Here is a 16,964-nt window from a genome sequence, read left to right as displayed (position 1 = left end):
CCGGCGGGGGCGGGGCCGAGGGGGCGGGCTCGGGACGGCAGCGGTGCCGCGGTCCGCGGTGGGTGCCGACGGTAGCCGAGCGGCGCCCGCGTCGGCTGCGCTGCTGGTCGCGGGCTGCCTGCCCGGGGCCGGACCGGCGGGTGAGCGGCGTCACACCCGATCCGGGCGCACTCGGACGCCGAACCCGGGAACAAGAACCCGAACCGCCTCGTTAGGCTGGGTACAGAGGTTGAGCGCAGTCGACTCAAGTCCGGCTTGACGAGGTGCGCGGAGGCCCGATAAAACTTGCCAGGGCCTCGCTCAAGGCGAGAATGAACCTGCAGGTCACGAACATAGCAGCCGTACACAGGAGGAAAGCACCATGGCGCGAGCGGTCGGCATCGACCTCGGCACGACCAACTCGGTCGTCGCCGTCCTTGAGGGCGGCGAGCCGACGGTCATCGCCAACTCGGAAGGCTCCCGGACCACCCCTTCGATCGTCGCCTTCGCCAAGAACGGTGAAGTGCTGACCGGTCAGCCGGCGAAGAACCAGGCCGTCACGAACGTCGACCGGACGATCCGGTCCGTGAAGCGGCACATCGGCACCGACTGGAAGACCGAGATCGACGGGAAGAACTACACCTCCCAGGAAATCAGCGCGCGCGTGCTGATGAAGCTGAAGCGCGACGCCGAGGCGTACCTGGGTGAGACGATCACCGACGCCGTCATCACCGTCCCCGCGTACTTCGAGGACGCGCAGCGGCAGGCCACCAAGGAAGCCGGGCAGATCGCCGGCCTGAACGTGCTCCGCATCGTCAACGAGCCGACCGCCGCCGCGCTGGCGTACGGCCTGGACAAGGGCGAGAAGGAACAGACCATCCTGGTCTTCGACCTCGGTGGTGGCACCTTCGACGTCTCGCTGCTGGAGATCGGCGAGGGCGTCGTCGAGGTCCGCGCGACCTCCGGTGACAACCACCTCGGTGGTGACGACTGGGACGAGCGCATCGTCAAGTGGCTGGTCGACAAGTTCAAGGCCACGAACGGCATCGACCTGACCAAGGACAAGATGGCGCTGCAGCGCATCCGCGAGGCGGCGGAGAAGGCGAAGATCGAGCTGTCCAGCTCGAACTCGGCCAGCATCAACCTGCCGTACATCACCGTGGACGCGGACAAGAACCCGCTGTTCCTCGACGAGACCCTCTCGCGCGCCGAGTTCCAGAAGATCACGAGCGACCTGCTCGACCGGACCAAGGCGCCGTTCAACAACGTCATCCGGGACGCGGGCATCTCCGTCGGCGACATCGACCACGTCGTGCTCGTGGGTGGTTCCACCCGCATGCCGGCCGTTGCCGAGCTCGTCAAGGAGCTGACCGGCGGGCGTGAGCCGAACAAGGGCGTGAACCCGGACGAGGTCGTCGCCGTCGGCGCCGCGCTGCAGGCCGGTGTGCTCAAGGGCGAGGTCAAGGACGTCCTGCTGCTGGACGTCACGCCGCTGTCGCTCGGCATCGAGACCAAGGGTGGCGTCTTCACCAAGCTCATCGAGCGCAACACCACGATCCCGACCAAGCGCTCGGAGATCTTCTCCACCGCGGACGACAACCAGCCGTCGGTGCAGATCCAGGTGTTCCAGGGTGAGCGCGAGATCGCCGCGCACAACAAGAAGCTCGGCATGTTCGAGCTGACCGGTCTCCCGCCGGCCCCGCGTGGCGTGCCGCAGATCGAGGTCACCTTCGACATCGACGCCAACGGCATCGTGCACGTGACCGCGAAGGACCTTGGCACGAACAAGGAACAGTCGATGACGATCACCGGTGGCTCCGCGCTGCCGAAGGACGACATCGAGCGCATGGTCAAGGACGCCGAGGCGCACGCCGAGGAAGACAAGACCCGGCGCGAAGAGGCCGAGACCCGCAACCAGGCGGAGACGCTGGTCTACCAGACCGAGAAGTTCCTCAAGGACAACGACGACAAGCTGCCCGAGGACCTCAAGGGCAAGGTCAAGTCCGCGATCGACGAGTCGAACGAAGCGCTCAAGGGTACGGACTCGACCAAGATCCGCGAGTCGATCGAGAAGCTGAACGCCGCTTCGCAGGAGCTGGGCACCGCCCTGTACGCCAACGCGAACGCCGCTCAGCCGGGTGCCGAGGGCGCCGCGGGTGCGGCCGGGGACGCCGGTGCGGCCGGCGGCCAGGCCAAGGCCGATGACGTGGTGGACGCCGAGATCGTCGAAGAGGACCCGAAGAAGTGACCCACAGCTACGACGAATCCGAGAACCAGGGCCGAGGCCCCGAGGAGCCGGTGGTCGTGCGGGACCGGCGTCGGGTGGACCCCCAGACCGGGCAGGTCCGCCCGCCCGGTCCGGCCCACGCCGCGCCGGACCCCGACGAGGCGCCCGTGGAGCACGCGGGCCCCTCGCTGGGTGAGTCCATTGTGGACGACTCGGTGTCGGTCGTCTCCGACGTGGAGAAGGAGCTGGCCGAGCGCACCGCCGACCTCCAGCGCCTGCAGGCCGAGTACGCCAACTACCGCAAGCGGGTCGAGCGTGACCGCGAGGCGGTCGTGATCGGCGCGAAGGCGACCGTGGTGAACGACCTGCTGCCGCTGCTCGACGACCTCGAGCGGGCCGACCAGCACGGTGACCTCACCGGCGCGTTCAAGGCCGTCGGCGACAAGCTGATCAGCGGCCTGCAGCGCGCGGGCCTGGAGTCGTTCGGCGCCGAGGGCGAGCCCTTCGACCCGAGCGTGCACGAAGCCGTGCAGCACAACACCTCGCCGGACGTGGCGGGTCCGACGGTCACCGTGGTCATGCGCCGCGGGTACCGCTTCGGGGACCGCGTACTGCGGGCGGCGCTGGTCGGCGTGACCGACCACGAGCCCGGCGCGGCCACGGGGGACCCGTCCGTCGGTGGCGAGCTGCCACTCGGCGGCGGAGTCGATGAGCAACAGCAGTAAGCGGAACCAAGTGGGAGGAGGAGACGCCCGATGAGTGCACGGGAATGGATCGGTAAGGACTTCTACCGTGAACTGGGCGTCTCCTCCGACGCCACCGCGGACGAAATCAAGAAGGCCTACCGGAAGCTGGCCAAGGAGAACCACCCGGACGCGAACGCCGGCAACGCGGAAGCGGAGCAGAAGTTCAAGGCCGTCTCCGAGGCCTACGGCGTGCTCTCCGACGCGAGCAAGCGCAAGGAGTACGACGAGGCGCGGCGGCTGTTCGGCGGTGCCGGCGGGTTCAACTTCCCCGGCGGCGGAAGCGGCACCGGCAGCTTCGACATGGGCGACATCTTCGGCCAGGCCGGCGCCGGTCAGCAGGGCGGCTTCGGCGGGCTCGGCGACATCCTCGGCGGGCTGTTCGGCCGCGGCCGGACGACGGCGGGCGCGACGGCGAACCGGCCGCAGCGCGGTGCCGACGTCGAGACCGACGTCCGGATCGACTTCACCGAGGCGGTCAAGGGCGCGACCCTTCCGCTGCGGCTGTCGAGCCCGGCGACCTGCGCCACGTGCGGCGGCAACGGCGCCCGGCCGGGCACGTCGCCGCGGACCTGCCCGACCTGTTCCGGGTCGGGGCTGGTCAGCCGCAGCCAGGGGGCGTTCGCGTTCTCGGAGCCGTGCCGCGACTGCCGTGGCCGCGGGACGATCATCGACGACCCGTGCCCGGAGTGCGGCGGCGAAGGCATCAGCACGCGGACCCGCACGCTGACCGTCCGGATCCCACCGGGCGTCGACGACGACCAGCGCATCCGGCTGGCCGGCCAGGGCGAACCCGGCCGGGGCGGGGCGCAGGCCGGCGACCTGTACGTCCGGGTGCACGTGGCGCCGCACGCGCTGTTCGGCCGCAAGGGGCTCGACCTGACGATCACCGTGCCGGTGGACTTCACGGAGCTCACGCTCGGCACCACGATCACGGTGCCGACGCTGGAAGGCAAGGTCTCGCTCAAGGTGCCGCCGGGCACGGCGAGCGGACGGGTGCTGCGCGTGCGCGGCAAGGGCATCGCCAAGCGCGACGGTTCGCAGGGTGACCTGCTCGTCACCCTCCAGGCGGCGATCCCCGCCAAACTGGACGACAAGGCGCGCGAGGCACTGCAGGCGTACGCCGAGGCGATGGCCGGGCACGACCCCCGGCCCGAGATCACCGAGCTGCTGCAAGGTAGGTGAGAGTGGTGTTCGGCGGGATTCCCCAGGAAGGGGACGAAGAGACCCCGGTGTTCGTCATCTCGGTGGCGGCCCAGCTGGCGGGGATGCACGCGCAGACGTTGCGCACGTACGACCGGCAGGGCCTGGTGTCGCCGGGCCGCACCGCCGGCGGCGGCCGGCGCTACTCGATGCGGGACATCGCGTTGCTGCGCGAGGTCCAGCGCCTTTCGCAGGAGGACGGGGTCAACCTGGCGGGCATCAAGCGCATCATCGAGCTGGAGAACCAGGTCGACGCGCTGCGGGCCCGGATCACCGAGCTGACCGAGGAACTGGCCGCGGCGTACGTGGCCGCGGAACAGGCCACGGCGGCGGCGCACGCGTCCTACCGCCGGGACCTGGTGCCGCTCAACCAGCAGACGGCCATGGTGGTCTGGCGGCCCAAGCGCCGCTGACGGCAAGCGAAAAGGGCCTCCCCGGGGTGACCGGGGAGGCCCTTTTCGCGCGCGAGCAATCCCTCCCGGCTGCTCGCGGCCGCGCCGCGGGATCACGTCTTGACGTTCAGCAGCTGCTTGACCTCGGCCGTCCGGGACTCGATCACCCGGCGGGCCAGGTCCCGCGCCTGGGCGTTCACACCGCCCGCCGTGCCGTTTTCCGTCTGGGCCAGCTCGACCGCGCCCTGCTGCTGGCCGGTGAGCACGTCCAGGAACCGGCGGGTGAACTCGGCGTCCGGGACCGCCCGCAACGCTCCCACCAGGTCCGGGGCCGTCATCTTCATGCCCCCGTGGCCGGTGTGGGCCTGCGGGTTCATGTCCATCGTCGCCGGCTGGTCCCAGTCGTGGAGCCAGCGCCGCATGTCCGACACCTCGGTCTGCTGCGTCAGCTCGATCGCCTTCGCCAGCTCCTTCACCGCGGCCGGGACCGGGCGGTCCGCAGCCAGCCGCACGATCTCGATGCCCTGCTCGTTCTGGGGGATCAGCATCTGCAGGAACATCACGTCGGCCGCGTTGTACTGCGGGGTGGCCGCCGTCGTGCCGCTGCCGCATCCGGTCAGCAGCAGCGCGACGGCGACCAGTACCAACCTCACAGGCGCTGCCACAGCGCCGGGGTGTTCGGTGGCTCCCAGCCCGCGATCGCCGTGTGCGGCTGGAGGCAGCGGTAGCTCGCGCCGCCGTAGGTCACCACGTCACCCGCCTTGTACGCCGTGCCCGCCGCCCAGGTGCCGCCCGTCGGCGGGGTGGTCGTCGTGGTGGGCGGTGGCGTCGTCGTGGTCGGGGGCGGGGTCGTGGTGGTGGTCGGCGGCGGCGTGGTGGTGGGGCCGCCCCCGCCGACCTGCAGGTCGATGCAGCTGTAGAACGCGTTGGCCGTGTCCGCGATGTTCCAGATGGCCAGCACCTTGATCCGGCCCGAGTACCCGGCGAGGTTCACCGTGTGCGACAGCGTCGACGGCGGCTGCTGGTTGTTGCCGTTGAACACCGCCACGCGGGTGTTGCCGACGTAGTACTCGTAGTTCAACGTCGAGTGCCGGGCGGTGAAGACCCAGTTGAAGGTCACCGTGGTGCCCACCGACTTCGCCGGCCACGGTTTCGACTCGTCGGCCAGCTCGGCGAACTGGGACAGGCCGCCGTTGCAGCTGCGCAGTCCCTTCGGGCCTTCGACGCTCTGCGGTTCGTAGATGATCTCGCCGCAGTTGGGGACCTTCCCGGCCGCGCAGTTGGCCTGCCGGCTGGGTGGGTCGGACACGTAACCGTGGGCGCTCGCCGAAGCGGCGGGGAGGACGACCACCAGCACCGGCGCGAGCAGGGCTCCGGCGGCGGCCGCGAAGAGCTTTCGTTTCCAGGTCATTTCGGCTCCTCGAAGGGGAACAGCGTCGTTCCGCCAGGAAGGACGAACGAGCACATCCGGGGAAGATGTGGTCTAGACCATAAGTCGATTCGTACACAACGGTCAACGAACTACCGCCGTTCGACGATTTCGCTGCTCCGTCCGGCTCAGTGCGAAGGTGGGGCCGGCTGCTGCAGGTGTTCGCCGAAGAACGCCGTCACCCGGCGCCACGCGTCTTCGGCCGATTCGTGGTGGTAGGTGAAGCCGACGACCTTGAGCAGCAGGTTCACCGGCGCCGCGGTGTCGATCTTGTTGGCGAAGCCGTGGCTCGCGTCCGGGTACTCCTTGACGTCGTGCGGGATGCCACGCTCGGTGAGCGCCGTCTCGAGCTTCGCCGCGGCGCCGCGCAGGCCGAAGTCCTTCTTGCCGAAGCTCGCGACGATCGGGCAGGCGTCGTCCAGCACCGACAGGTTCTTCGGCAACTGCCCGTAGTACGGCGCCGACGCCTCGAAGCCGCGCGACGCCGCGACGAGGGCGAAGCCGCCGCCCATGCAGAAGCCCGCGATGCCGACCCGGCCCGAGCAGTCCGGCCGCTCGGCGAGCAGCGTGCGGGACGCCTCGATGTCGTCGAAGGTCCGCCCCCGTTGCGCGAACATGTCCGAGAACACCCGCCGCACGCAGCGGCGCATGCCCCCGCGCGAATACAGGTCCGGGCTGAGCGCGAGGTACCCCTCGCGGGCGAAGCGGTCGGTGATGTTCTTCGTGTCCTGGCTCAGCCCGAACGCGTCGTGGATGAGCACCACACCCGGGTGCGGTCCGGCACCCCCGGGTTCCGCCAGGTAGCCGCCGATCGTGCCGTCCGAAACCGGAATAGTCATCTCCATATCGGCGAAGATAACGCGGAATTCCCGGTCCGGCGCGGGACGCTGAGAGTCTCTCAGCGCATTTCGGACAAATCTCAGTCCAGGGTGAACGGGTCGTAGGATATTCGGTCCAGGTCGATCCCCTTGGCCAGCAGCTTCGCGACGGTCGCCTGGATCATCGGCGGCGAACCGGAAACGAGGATGTCGTGGTTGCGCCACCCGTCGCGCTGGGTCACGGCATGGGCGAGCGTGCCGCGGTCGCCGCCGGCCAGCGCGCCCTCCTCGGTGACCGGGGTGACCGTCAGCCACTTCGACGTCGCCGCCATCCGGCGGAGTTCGTCCAGCGCGTACAGGTCTTCCGGCCGCTTGCCCCCGAAGAACAGGTGCACGGGCGGGTTCCGCTTCCAGTGCGACAGGTCGTCGAGGATCGCCAGCAGCGGCGTGATGCCGGTGCCGCCGCCGATCATGAGCAGCCGCCGTTTCGTCGAGGTCGGCCGCACGTTCAGCACGCCCATCGACGGCCCGAGCCGCCAGACGTCCCCCGGCTTGGTGTGGTTGACGATGCTGCCGCTGACCCAGCCGCCGGGCACCGCGCGCACGTGGAAGGTGAGCTGGCCGTCGCCGCGGGGCGAGTTCGCCGGTGAGAGGTACCGCCAGAACCGCGGCCGCTGCGGCACTTCCACGCTCACGTACCCACCGGCGCGGTACGGCAGCAGGCCCTCGGTGCGCACCTTCACCAGTGCGACGTCGCGGGAGAGCTTCCGGTGCTCCAGCACGGTCGCCGACCACGCGGCCGGCCCGGTTTCCGCCTGGGCGGCCTCGCGCATGGTCTTGGCGATGAGCCCGTAGGCCGTCGTCCACGCGGACTCCACCTCGGGCGTCCACTTCTCCTTGAGGAACCGTTTCAACGCGGCGATCAGCGCGACGCCGACGGCGTCGTAGTGGCGGGACACGACGGCGAACTTCCGGTGGTCGCGGCCCAGCTGCCCGAGGAAGGTGACCAGTTCGTCGGGCCGGTCGACCATCTGCACCACGTACACCAGCGCGCGCAGCAACCGGCTGCGCTGGGTCGTCATGGTGACCGGGAAAAGATCTCGGCAGTCGGGCGCGACCACGAACAACGCGCCGTAGAAGTACTGCGCCAGTTCGTCGGCTTTCGGTTCGATCTCCGCAAAGCTTTCACGAATCAACCGGGCCAGTTCACGACCTTCCACGGCCGAAACGGGCAACGGTTCGGGCATTGCGGAGACCTTCACGGATTCAGCACTCATCGGGAACGGTAATCTCCAGTCCGGCAAAGACTTTTCAGGCCGTGCACGCGGCGTCGCTGTGCGGTGCCGCCCCCGAGGGTTCCCGACTGTAGGCGAATTCCCGTGCAGATGCGCGTGATTACGCGCGTTCCCGCTCGAACGGAGCAATTCGGCCACGCGGGGTCAACCCCGTCTGTCGCAGCGTAAAAATGATCACGCGTGCCGGATAAATCCGTTACCCGTTGCTGATTCCCGAGGCGTAACGAAATTGTCCACCGGAACGACCGGTCGGACCGCTAGTCGATCGTGAACGGGTCGTACTGGATCTGGTCCAGCGCGCTGCCCGCGACGAGCATGCGCGACACCGTCGCGCGGATCATCGCCGGCGAGCCGGACACGAGGATGTCGTGACCGGGCCAGGCGCCGTACCGCGTGACGGCTTCGGCCAGCGTGCCCTGCTCGAACCCGGGGACGTCGCCGCCGCGCTCCACCACCGGTGTCACGTTCAGCCACGGGTTCGTGGCCGCGAGCGCGCGCAGCTCTTCGAGGTCGTACAGGTCCTCACGGGCCGGACCGCCGTAGAACAGGTGCGTCTTCGGGTTCTCGCCCCACAGCGCGAGGTGGTCGAGGATCGCCCGCAGCGGCGCGACCCCGGTGCCCCCGGCGACCATCAGCACGCCGCGCGACGACTCCCGGGCGACCGTCAGCCTGCCCAGCGGCGGGCCGAGCCGCCAGACGTCCCCCGGCTGCGTGTGGCTGACGATGGCGCGGGACACCCAGCCGCCGTCGATCGCACGGACGTGGAACTCGATGCCGCCGTCCTCGCGCGGCGCGTTCGCCGGCGAGAGGTAGCGCCACAGCCGTGGCCGCTGCGGCACTTCGACGCTCACGTACTGGCCGGGGTGGTACGGGACCGGCTGGTCGGGCACCAGCCGCACCAGGGCGAGGTCCCAGGTCAGCCGCCGGTGCTCGACGACGGTGGCCGACCACGACGGCGGGTTCGTGTCGGACGCGGCCGCGTCCTGCATGGCCCGGGCGGCGATGGTGAACGCCTCGGCCCACGCCCGTTCGACCTCGGGCGTCCACTCCCGGCCGAGGTGGTTCTTCAGCGACGCCAGCAGGGCCGTGCCGACGGCTTCGTAGTGCCGCGGGACGACGCCGAACTTGCGGTGGTCGCGGCCCAGCTGGCGCAGGAACGGCGCGAGGTCGTCGGGCCGGTCGACCATCTGCACGATGTGCACCAGCGCGCGGACCAGCCGGCCGCGCTGGATCTCCATGTTGATCGGGAAGAAGTCGCGGGTGGTCGGGGCGAGGGTGAACAGCATCCCGTAGAAGAACTGCGAGATGTCCGCGATGTACGGCTCCGACTTGGCCCAGCTGTCCCGGATGAGCCGGACCATCGCCGTGACGGCCGCGGGGGCTTCGCGCGGGGCCGAAGACCTGGGGAGCGGGCTGACGGAATCGGCGGTCATGGGAGGTTGTTCACGGGTCGGGGACCGCCTCCCGGGTCCTTCGCCACTGCTGCCACCTCGTCACTCAATGTCACCGGAATGCGCCGCGCGCGCCGCCCGTCCGCAGGGTAGCGGCCGGGCGGCCTTTTGCCCGCATTGTTGCTCCGACCGGGTGTATCACCGCCGGTGCGGCGTGGGCGACCTCACCGGAGAGATGGTTGTCCCGAGCAAGCGTCCGGCAATAAACTTGTATGGCACAACTAAGGGAGGTTCCGATGGGCTTCGACGACACCGACGACGACGTCCGGGTCGAGCTCATGCGCGAGCTGAAGACCGCTTCCCAGCTCCAGCACGCCTGGATCATGCAAGCCTGGCAGAGCGAGCCCGGATTGCACCCGGCCGCCGCGATGCTGCTGTCCGACCTGGCGAAGAACGGCGAGGCCCGGCCCTCCGAGCTGGCCAAGCGCCGGTTCGTCGACCTCTCGGTCGTCAGCAGGCAGATCACCCAGCTCTCCGCCGCCGGCCTGGTCGACCGCCGTCCCGCGCCCGAGGACGGCCGGGCGTCGCTGGTGAGCGTGTCCGAGAAGGGTCGCGCCGAGCTCGCCCGCTGGCGCGTCAACTACCTCGAGTTCATGGAGAAGGCGCTCGGCGGCTGGGACGACGAGCGCGTCACCGACCTCACCGCGCGACTTGCGGAGATGAACACCGACCTCCGGCGCGCGCTCGGCAGCGCGGCCTGCCTGGCTGACACGAACAAGTGACACGGGTCCGCAGAGGCACACCCGAAGTGGCTTTTTGCGCTCCCGAAACTGTCCGTTCGGTCCTGACTTAGGGGCATTCCCCAGGGTTAACGTCGGAAGGTGACGCGTGACCGGGTCGCACTGCTGTGCGCGCTGGGGATCGACAACTTCGGCTCAGGTCTGTTCCTCCCGTTGGCACTGGTCTACGTGACGCAGGTGATCGGGGTGCCGCTGGCCGTGGCCGGCACCGCCGTCACCCTGGGTGCCGTCGGGGGGCTCGTCGTCCCGCCGCTCGCCGGACGGCTCGTGGACCGCGTCGGGCCACGGGCCGTGGTGGTCGGCGCCCAGCTGCTGCAGGCCGGCGGCGCGGGCGCGTACCTCCTCGCCGACGGCGCCGGCCCGATCATGGCGGCCGCCGTCCTGCTGTCCGCCGGGCAGCAGCTGTTCTACAGCTCCCTGTTCGTGCTCATCGCCGACGTCGCGGGCGACGTCCCGAAGGATCGGCCGTTCGCCGAGGTGGGGATGGTGCGGGCCGGTTGCTTCGGCCTCGGTGGGCTGGCGGCGGGCCTGCTGCTGACGTGGCTCGGGAACGTGGGCTACCGCATCGCGCTCGCCGTGGACGCGCTGACGTTCTTCGTGGCCGCGTCGGTCCTCGTCTTCTTCGTCCGGATCGCGCGGCCGCACCGGCGGGACCGCGAACGGTCGGTCCGGGTGCTGCGCGACCGGCCGTACCTCGCCTTGATCGTCTTCAGCGGGCTCTTCGGGCTGTCGCTGGACTTCTTCCTGATCGGCACGCCGGTGTTCGTGCTCGACCGGCTGCACGGGCCGGCCTGGCTGCCGGGCGCGATCCTCGCCCTGCTCACCGTGGTGACCAGCGTCGGCGGCACGCTCGCGCTGAAGCTCACCGCCCGGCTGACGCGGATCGCGGCGATGCGGGCCGGTTCGGCCCTGTTCTCCCTCTGGTGCGTGGTCAGCCTGGGTGTGCTGCTGGTGCCCGACGGCTGGCAGGTGGCCTACCTGCTCGCGTCGACGCTGGTGTTCGCGGCCGGTGACCTGGTCTTCGGGCCCCGGTCGGGGGCGCTCGCCGAAGCGGCGGCACCACCGGTCGCCCGCGGACGTTATCTCGCTGCGTACCAGTACGCGTTCACCGTGGCGCAGGTGCTGGCGCCCGCGGTGGTCTCGTTGTTTTCGGTCGCCGACTGGTTACCCTGGGTGCTGGTCGGGGCGTGCGCGGGCTTGGCCGTGGCCGGGCTGGGGATGCTCGGCTCGCGGTTGCCGGCGAGCGCCGTCGCGCCCGGTCGAAGTTGAGCGGAACAGACTCAAGTTTTCGTGCGTTAGAGATAGTGTCAGGTCACGGTCAGGCCTGTCACCAGGACTTTTGAAGTACCGAGCATGAGGTGAGGGATGGACGCTTTCAACCCGACCACGAAGACCCAGCAGGCGATCTCGTCCGCGGCGCAGGCGGCCACCATGGCCGGCAACCCGCACGTGTCGGCTGCCCACCTGCTGGGCGCCCTGCTGGCGCAGGGTGAGGGACTGACCGCACCGCTGCTGACCGCGGTCGGGGCCGACCCGGGGGTGGTGCACAAGGAGCTCGAGCCGCTCATCGCGGCGCTGCCGTCCGCGACCGGGGCAACCGTGTCGAGCCCGCAGTTCGACACCAACGCCGTGAAGTCGCTGACGCGCGCCCAGAAGCTGGCCACCGAGCTGGGCGACGAGTACGTCTCGACCGAGCACCTGCTCGTCGGGCTCGCGACCGAGGGCGGGCAGGTCGCCGACCTGCTCAAGCGCCACGGTGCGACGCCGGACGCGCTGCAGGAGGCGTTCGCCAAGGTCCGCGGCTCGGCCCGGATCACCAGCGCGGACCCGGAGAGCACGTTCAAGGCGCTCGAGAAGTACGGCGTCGACCTCACCGAGCGCGCCCGCGCCGGCGAGCTCGATCCGGTCATCGGGCGTGACACCGAGATCCGCCGCGTCGTGCAGGTGCTGTCGCGGCGCACGAAGAACAACCCGGTGCTGATCGGCGAGCCGGGCGTCGGCAAGACGGCCATCGTCGAAGGGCTGGCCCAGCGCATCGTCGCGGGGGATGTGCCCGAATCGCTGCGCGGCAAGCGCGTCGTCGCCCTCGACCTGGGGTCGATGGTGGCCGGCGCGAAGTACCGCGGCGAGTTCGAAGAGCGGCTGAAGGCCGTGCTCAAGGAGATCACCGACTCCGCGGGCGAGGTCATCACCTTCATCGACGAGCTGCACACGATCGTCGGCGCCGGCGCGACCGGCGAGGGCGGCGCGATGGACGCGGGCAACATGATCAAGCCGATGCTCGCCCGCGGCGAGCTGCGGATGGTCGGCGCGACCACGCTCGACGAGTACCGCCAGCACATCGAGAAGGACGCCGCGCTGGAGCGGCGCTTCCAGCAGGTGCTCGTCGGCGAGCCGTCGCCGGAGGACACCATCGCGATCCTGCGTGGGCTGAAGGAGCGCTACGAGGTGCACCACGGTGTCCGGATCACGGACGCCGCCCTGGTCGCCGCCGCGACGCTGTCCGACCGCTACATCACCGCGCGCTTCCTCCCGGACAAGGCCATCGACCTGGTCGACGAGGCCGCGTCGAAGCTGCGCATGGAGATCGACTCGCGGCCGGTGGAGATCGACGAGGTCGAGCGGGCGGTCCGCCGGCTGGAGATCGAGGAGATGGCCCTCGCCAAGGAGAGCGACGCCGCGTCGAAGGAGCGCCTGGCCGCTCTGCGCGCCGAACTGGCCGAGAAGCGCGAAACGCTGACGGCGCTGACCGCGCGCTGGCAGAACGAGAAGGGCTCGATCGAGCGCGTCCGCGAGCTCAAGGAGCAGCTCGAGCAGCTGCGCGGCGAGTCGGAGCGCGCCGAGCGCGACGGCGACCTCGGCAAGGCCGCCGAGCTGCGCTACGGCCGGATCCCCGCGCTGGAGAAGGAGTTCGAAGCGGCCACCGCGGCGAGCGAGGCCAGCCACCAGAACGTCATGCTCAAGGAGGAGGTCGGCGCGGACGACGTCGCGGACGTGGTCAGCGCGTGGACCGGCATCCCGGCGGGCCGGCTGCTGGAGGGCGAGACCGGCAAGCTGCTCCGGATGGAGGAGGAGCTGGGCAGGCGGGTCATCGGGCAGCCCGAGGCCGTGCAGGTCGTGGCGGACGCCGTCCGCCGCAGCCGGGCCGGCGTCGCCGACCCCGACCGGCCGACCGGTTCGTTCCTGTTCCTCGGCCCGACCGGCGTCGGCAAGACCGAGCTGGCCAAGGCGCTGGCCGAGTTCCTGTTCGACGACGAGCGCGCGATGCAGCGCATCGACATGAGCGAGTACGCCGAGAAGCACTCGGTGGCGCGCCTGGTCGGTGCCCCGCCCGGGTACGTCGGCTACGACCAGGGCGGCCAGCTCACCGAGGCCGTCCGGCGCCGCCCGTACTCGGTGGTGCTGCTGGACGAGGTCGAGAAGGCCCACCCGGACGTCTTCGACGTGCTGCTGCAGGTCCTCGACGACGGGCGGCTGACCGACGGGCAGGGCCGGACGGTGGACTTCCGGAACACCATCCTGATCCTGACCTCGAACCTCGGTTCGCAGGCCATCGCCGACCCCGGGCTCGACGAGCGGCAGCGGCGGGACGCGGTGCTCGAGGTCGTGCAGCGGCAGTTCAAGCCGGAGTTCCTCAACCGGCTCGACGACATCGTCGTGTTCCACTCGCTCGGCACCGAGCAGCTGACGTCCATTGTGGACATCCAGGTGGCCCGGCTGGCTTCGCGGCTCGCGCAGCGGCGGCTGAACCTGGACGTCACCGACGGCGCCCGCGAGTGGCTCGCGCTCAACGGCTTCGACCCGATCTACGGCGCCCGCCCGCTGCGGCGGCTGGTCCAGTCGGCGATCGGCGACAAGCTGGCGAAGGAGCTGCTGTCGGGCGAGATCCGCGACGGCGACACGGTCCGCGTCGACGCCCCGGAACTCGAAGCCGGTGACGCGCTGACCGTCACCCGCGCCTGACCGCCTCGTGAGTGAGAAACAGTGTTAGAACACTGTTTCTCACTCACGAGCAGCCGCGGCAGACTGCGAGGCCGGGACGTCCACAGTGGCTTGTGGCGATTTGTCGACCTGGCGGCCGCGGAAAATGCTCCGAATGGGCCCGGCGACACGGGGACCGTCGATCATCCCTCCGGCGTAACAGGCGATACCCTGGCCGTCGTGGGTATTCCGGCGTGGATCTGGTTCGTCATCGCGGCCGTCGCCCTGGTGGCGGGGCTGGGGCTGCTCGCCGCCGACCGGGCGAAGGAGGGCTCGCGCAACCGCGAGCGCATGCGCTGGGCGCAGTTGCGCGGCTGGCAGTTCGTCGAGGAGGACGAGCGGCTGCCGCAGCAGTGGTCCAACGGCGCGATCGGGTACTTCGGCGCGGACGCCGCCGTGAACGTCGTCGCGGGTTCGACCTTCACCTCCGACGGCCGCCGCCCGGTGTTCATCTTCGACATCGAGACCGAGGGGCAGATCCCGGCGGTCGTCGTGGCGGTGCGCTGCAACAAGAAGCACCGGATCCCGATCGAGATGTGGCTGTCGAGCGTGCCGTTCCAGCGGGCCGACATGCCCGAGATGCTCGGCCCGATCGGCTCGCGCTACGCGTTCGCCGACGACGCGGACGGCGCCCGTGTGGTGATCACCCAGGAGCTCGTCGACGCCGCGGACCAGCTCGGCGGCGACGTCGGCGTGGCCTGGCTGGAGAACGAGTGGGTGCTCGCCAGCGTCGTCCCGACCGCCGGCCCGTCGCGGCTGGAGCGCCTGCTGCGCGACCTGGGCGAGATCGCGGACATCGTCGACCCGTTCGACGAGGACTACGACGCCGGGCGGCACCAGGCGAGTGCCCCGGTCCCGTCGGAGGCCACCGCGCCGGGCACCCCGGCGGCCGGGACGCCGGTGCCGCAGCCGCCCGCGGAGCCGAAGCCGAGCGAAAGCTAGAGGCCGAACGCCGGCCGGTCGAGCACGCTGAGCGACGCCGACCGGTCGAGCGTGCCGCGCACCGACGTCGTGCCGCCTTCGGCGTGGACCACGTGGTCCACGCCGAGGTCGCCGCGGATCGACCCCTCCGGGCCCGCCGGGCCGAGGGACTGGCTCGTCTTCACCAGGCCCCAGGCCGGGCCCAGCTGGCCGCCCGCTTCGTGCTTCTGGCCCAGGTCGAGGACGCCCGTGAGCTGGCCCGTCGCGTGCTGCTCGGACGTCATCCCCACCGCGCCGAGGCGGCCGAGGTCGACGGCCTGGCCGGACGACCGGCGGGCCGACAGCGCGCCCTGGAGGTCGCCGGCGAAGCTGCCGTGCAGGCCGGTGTCGAGCTGTTCGGCGTTCTGGCTCAGCACGTCGACGCCGTCGGTCAGCCAGACGCCGTGGTTCGTGCCCTCGCCGAGGCCGATCCGGCGGCCGGCGGAGCCGCCGAGGGGTGCGAACGACAGGTCCCGCGCGTCGGCCTGGCCGAGCCGCTGGTTGTTCGCGGTGACCGCGCGGACCTGGCCGAGCCGCAGGGTGTGCCGTCCGGTGCGGGTGAGCGCCTCGAACTCCTGCGAGGCCGCCGACGTCTCCGTCTGCTGCTCCTCGCGGGTGGCGGTCATCGACTCCGTGAAGTCGTTGGCGAGCACCGCGCCGGCGATCTCCTTCGCGAGGAAGTCGTGGCGGGTCGCGGTCACGGTCTCGCGCACCACCGACGAGTCGTCCTCGCCGGTCGTCGAGACGTCCCGCCCGAACGTGCTGTCGGCGCGGTGGTCGAGCGGCAGAGTCAGCTCGGCCGGGCTCGCCAGCGCGGTGGCGGGGGCCGCGAAGAGCAGCGCGACGGGCGCCGCGCCCGCGGCGACCTTGGGCAGATAGCCGCTTTTGCGCCTGCTGTGCTTACCCATGCGGCGGACCATACTTCCCCGTCCGATCGAACGCACGTCCGCCCGTGACCAGCGAGTATGTTCACCCACATGACCACCACCGCCCTCATCACCGGCGCCACGGCGGGCATCGGAGCGCAGTTCGCGCGCACGCTCGCCGCCGAAAAGTACGACCTGGTGCTCGTCGCCCGTGACGTCGAGCGGCTGGAGTCCTACGCCGCTGAACTGCGGGAACGCCACGGTGTCGCGGTCGAGGTGCTCCCCGCCGATCTGTCCGAAGTGGACGGACGGGCGGCGGTCGAGGAGCGGCTCGCCACCGGCCCGGTCGACCTCCTGGTGAACAACGCCGGCTTCGGGCTCAACGGCGACTTCTGGACCATCCCGCCGGACGCGCTGCAGCGCCAGCTCGACGTCAACGTCACCGCCGTCCTGCGGCTCACCCGGGCCGCGCTGCCGGGCATGATCGAACGCGGTCACGGCGAAATCATCCAGGTCAGCAGCGTGGCGGGGTTCTTCAGCGGCCGCGGCTCGACGTACACGGCGAGCAAGAACTGGGTCACCTCCTTCACCGAAGGCATCGCCGTGTCGCTGCCGAAGGGTGTCCGGATGATGGCGCTCTGCCCCGGTTTCACCGCGACCGAGTTCCACGAGCGCGCCGGCATCGGCAAACCCGGCCCGAAAATCGCCTGGTTGGGTGTCGAACAGGTGGTCAACGAGGCCCTCGCGGACCTGCGCCGCGGCAAGGTGATCTCCGTGCCGAGCCTGCAGTACAAGGCCGTCGTCGCGCTCGGCGGCCTGCTGCCGCGCGCCGTGCTGCGCCGGATCAGCGGCGGCCGCGGCCGGACCTGAGGGTGGGGTT

General features: G+C 70.5%; 15 protein-coding genes. 9 read left to right on the top strand and 6 right to left on the bottom strand.

Annotation, left to right across the window (positions count from 1 at the left end; translation table 11 throughout):
- Positions 1-361 precede the first annotated feature (361 nt).
- From dnaK to OO60_RS34985, 4 genes are read left to right on the top strand one after another with little or no spacing between them, the layout of a single operon-like run.
- Positions 362-2,227, top strand: coding sequence for a molecular chaperone DnaK (dnaK, locus tag OO60_RS35000; protein WP_004558446.1), 1,866 nt, complete (start codon positions 362-364; stop codon positions 2,225-2,227).
- Positions 2,224-2,931 carry a nucleotide exchange factor GrpE gene (grpE, locus tag OO60_RS34995; RefSeq protein WP_004558447.1) on the top strand — a complete coding sequence of 236 codons (708 nt, stop codon included), beginning with the start codon at positions 2,224-2,226 and terminating at the stop codon, positions 2,929-2,931. The genes dnaK and grpE overlap by 4 nt, the downstream gene beginning before the upstream one ends.
- A 30-nt stretch (positions 2,932-2,961) precedes the next feature.
- The gene (dnaJ, locus tag OO60_RS34990; protein ID WP_004558448.1) at positions 2,962-4,134 is read left to right on the top strand and encodes a molecular chaperone DnaJ; all 1,173 of its coding nucleotides are present in this window, start codon (positions 2,962-2,964) and stop codon (positions 4,132-4,134) included.
- A gap of 5 nt (positions 4,135-4,139) precedes the next feature.
- Positions 4,140-4,565, top strand: a complete 426-nt coding sequence (locus OO60_RS34985) for a heat shock protein transcriptional repressor HspR (protein WP_205624238.1) — start codon at positions 4,140-4,142, stop codon at positions 4,563-4,565.
- Positions 4,566-4,657: 92 nt separating this feature from the next.
- Here the strand turns inward: OO60_RS34985 and OO60_RS34980 are convergent, their stop codons facing one another.
- The 5 genes from OO60_RS34980 to OO60_RS34960 form a co-directional block, all read right to left on the bottom strand.
- Positions 4,658-5,197 (bottom strand): DUF305 domain-containing protein, encoded by a 540-nt coding sequence (locus OO60_RS34980; RefSeq protein WP_004558450.1) that lies wholly within the window; start codon positions 5,195-5,197, stop codon positions 4,658-4,660.
- Positions 5,194-5,955, bottom strand: coding sequence for a lytic polysaccharide monooxygenase (locus tag OO60_RS34975; RefSeq protein ID WP_004558451.1), 762 nt, complete (start codon positions 5,953-5,955; stop codon positions 5,194-5,196). The genes OO60_RS34980 and OO60_RS34975 overlap by 4 nt, the downstream gene beginning before the upstream one ends.
- Before the next feature lie 146 nt (positions 5,956-6,101).
- The gene (locus OO60_RS34970; RefSeq protein ID WP_004558452.1) at positions 6,102-6,818 is read right to left on the bottom strand and encodes a dienelactone hydrolase family protein; all 717 of its coding nucleotides are present in this window, start codon (positions 6,816-6,818) and stop codon (positions 6,102-6,104) included.
- Positions 6,819-6,892: 74 nt separating this feature from the next.
- On the bottom strand, positions 6,893-8,038 hold the full coding sequence (locus tag OO60_RS34965; RefSeq protein WP_004558453.1) for a globin domain-containing protein: 1,146 nt from the start codon (positions 8,036-8,038) through the stop codon (positions 6,893-6,895).
- A 305-nt stretch (positions 8,039-8,343) separates the two neighbouring features.
- Positions 8,344-9,519, bottom strand: a complete 1,176-nt coding sequence (locus OO60_RS34960) for a globin domain-containing protein (protein ID WP_004558454.1) — start codon at positions 9,517-9,519, stop codon at positions 8,344-8,346.
- A gap of 254 nt (positions 9,520-9,773) precedes the next feature.
- Here OO60_RS34960 and OO60_RS34955 point away from each other — a divergent pair, with 254 nt between their 5' ends.
- From OO60_RS34955 to OO60_RS34940, 4 genes are all read left to right on the top strand, one after another.
- A complete protein-coding gene (locus tag OO60_RS34955) occupies positions 9,774-10,259 on the top strand; it encodes a MarR family winged helix-turn-helix transcriptional regulator (protein ID WP_004558455.1) in 486 nt (161 codons plus the stop codon).
- A gap of 99 nt (positions 10,260-10,358) precedes the next feature.
- Positions 10,359-11,546 carry an MFS transporter gene (locus tag OO60_RS34950; protein ID WP_004558456.1) on the top strand — a complete coding sequence of 396 codons (1,188 nt, stop codon included), beginning with the start codon at positions 10,359-10,361 and terminating at the stop codon, positions 11,544-11,546.
- 96 nt (positions 11,547-11,642) lie between these two features.
- The gene (gene clpB, locus OO60_RS34945; RefSeq protein WP_004558457.1) at positions 11,643-14,240 is read left to right on the top strand and encodes an ATP-dependent chaperone ClpB; all 2,598 of its coding nucleotides are present in this window, start codon (positions 11,643-11,645) and stop codon (positions 14,238-14,240) included.
- 198 nt (positions 14,241-14,438) lie between these two features.
- Entirely contained in the window at positions 14,439-15,200 is a 762-nt protein-coding gene (locus tag OO60_RS34940; RefSeq protein ID WP_033262951.1) for a type III secretion system chaperone family protein, read from the top strand.
- Here the strand turns inward: OO60_RS34940 and OO60_RS34935 are convergent.
- Complete coding sequence (locus OO60_RS34935; RefSeq protein WP_004559434.1) at positions 15,197-16,126, bottom strand: hypothetical protein; 930 nt, start codon at positions 16,124-16,126, stop codon at positions 15,197-15,199. The two genes, OO60_RS34940 and OO60_RS34935, sit on opposite strands and share 4 nt — an antisense overlap.
- A gap of 69 nt (positions 16,127-16,195) precedes the next feature.
- Here OO60_RS34935 and OO60_RS34930 point away from each other — a divergent pair, with 69 nt between their 5' ends.
- Positions 16,196-16,954 (top strand): SDR family NAD(P)-dependent oxidoreductase, encoded by a 759-nt coding sequence (locus OO60_RS34930; RefSeq protein ID WP_033262967.1) that lies wholly within the window; start codon positions 16,196-16,198, stop codon positions 16,952-16,954.
- Positions 16,955-16,964: the final 10 nt, after the last annotated feature.

Source organism: Amycolatopsis vancoresmycina (genome assembly GCF_000716785.1).
In the GTDB taxonomy this organism is placed as follows: Bacteria; Actinomycetota; Actinomycetes; order Mycobacteriales; family Pseudonocardiaceae; genus Amycolatopsis; species Amycolatopsis vancoresmycina.
This window is presented reverse-complemented; position numbering and strand designations above follow the sequence as displayed.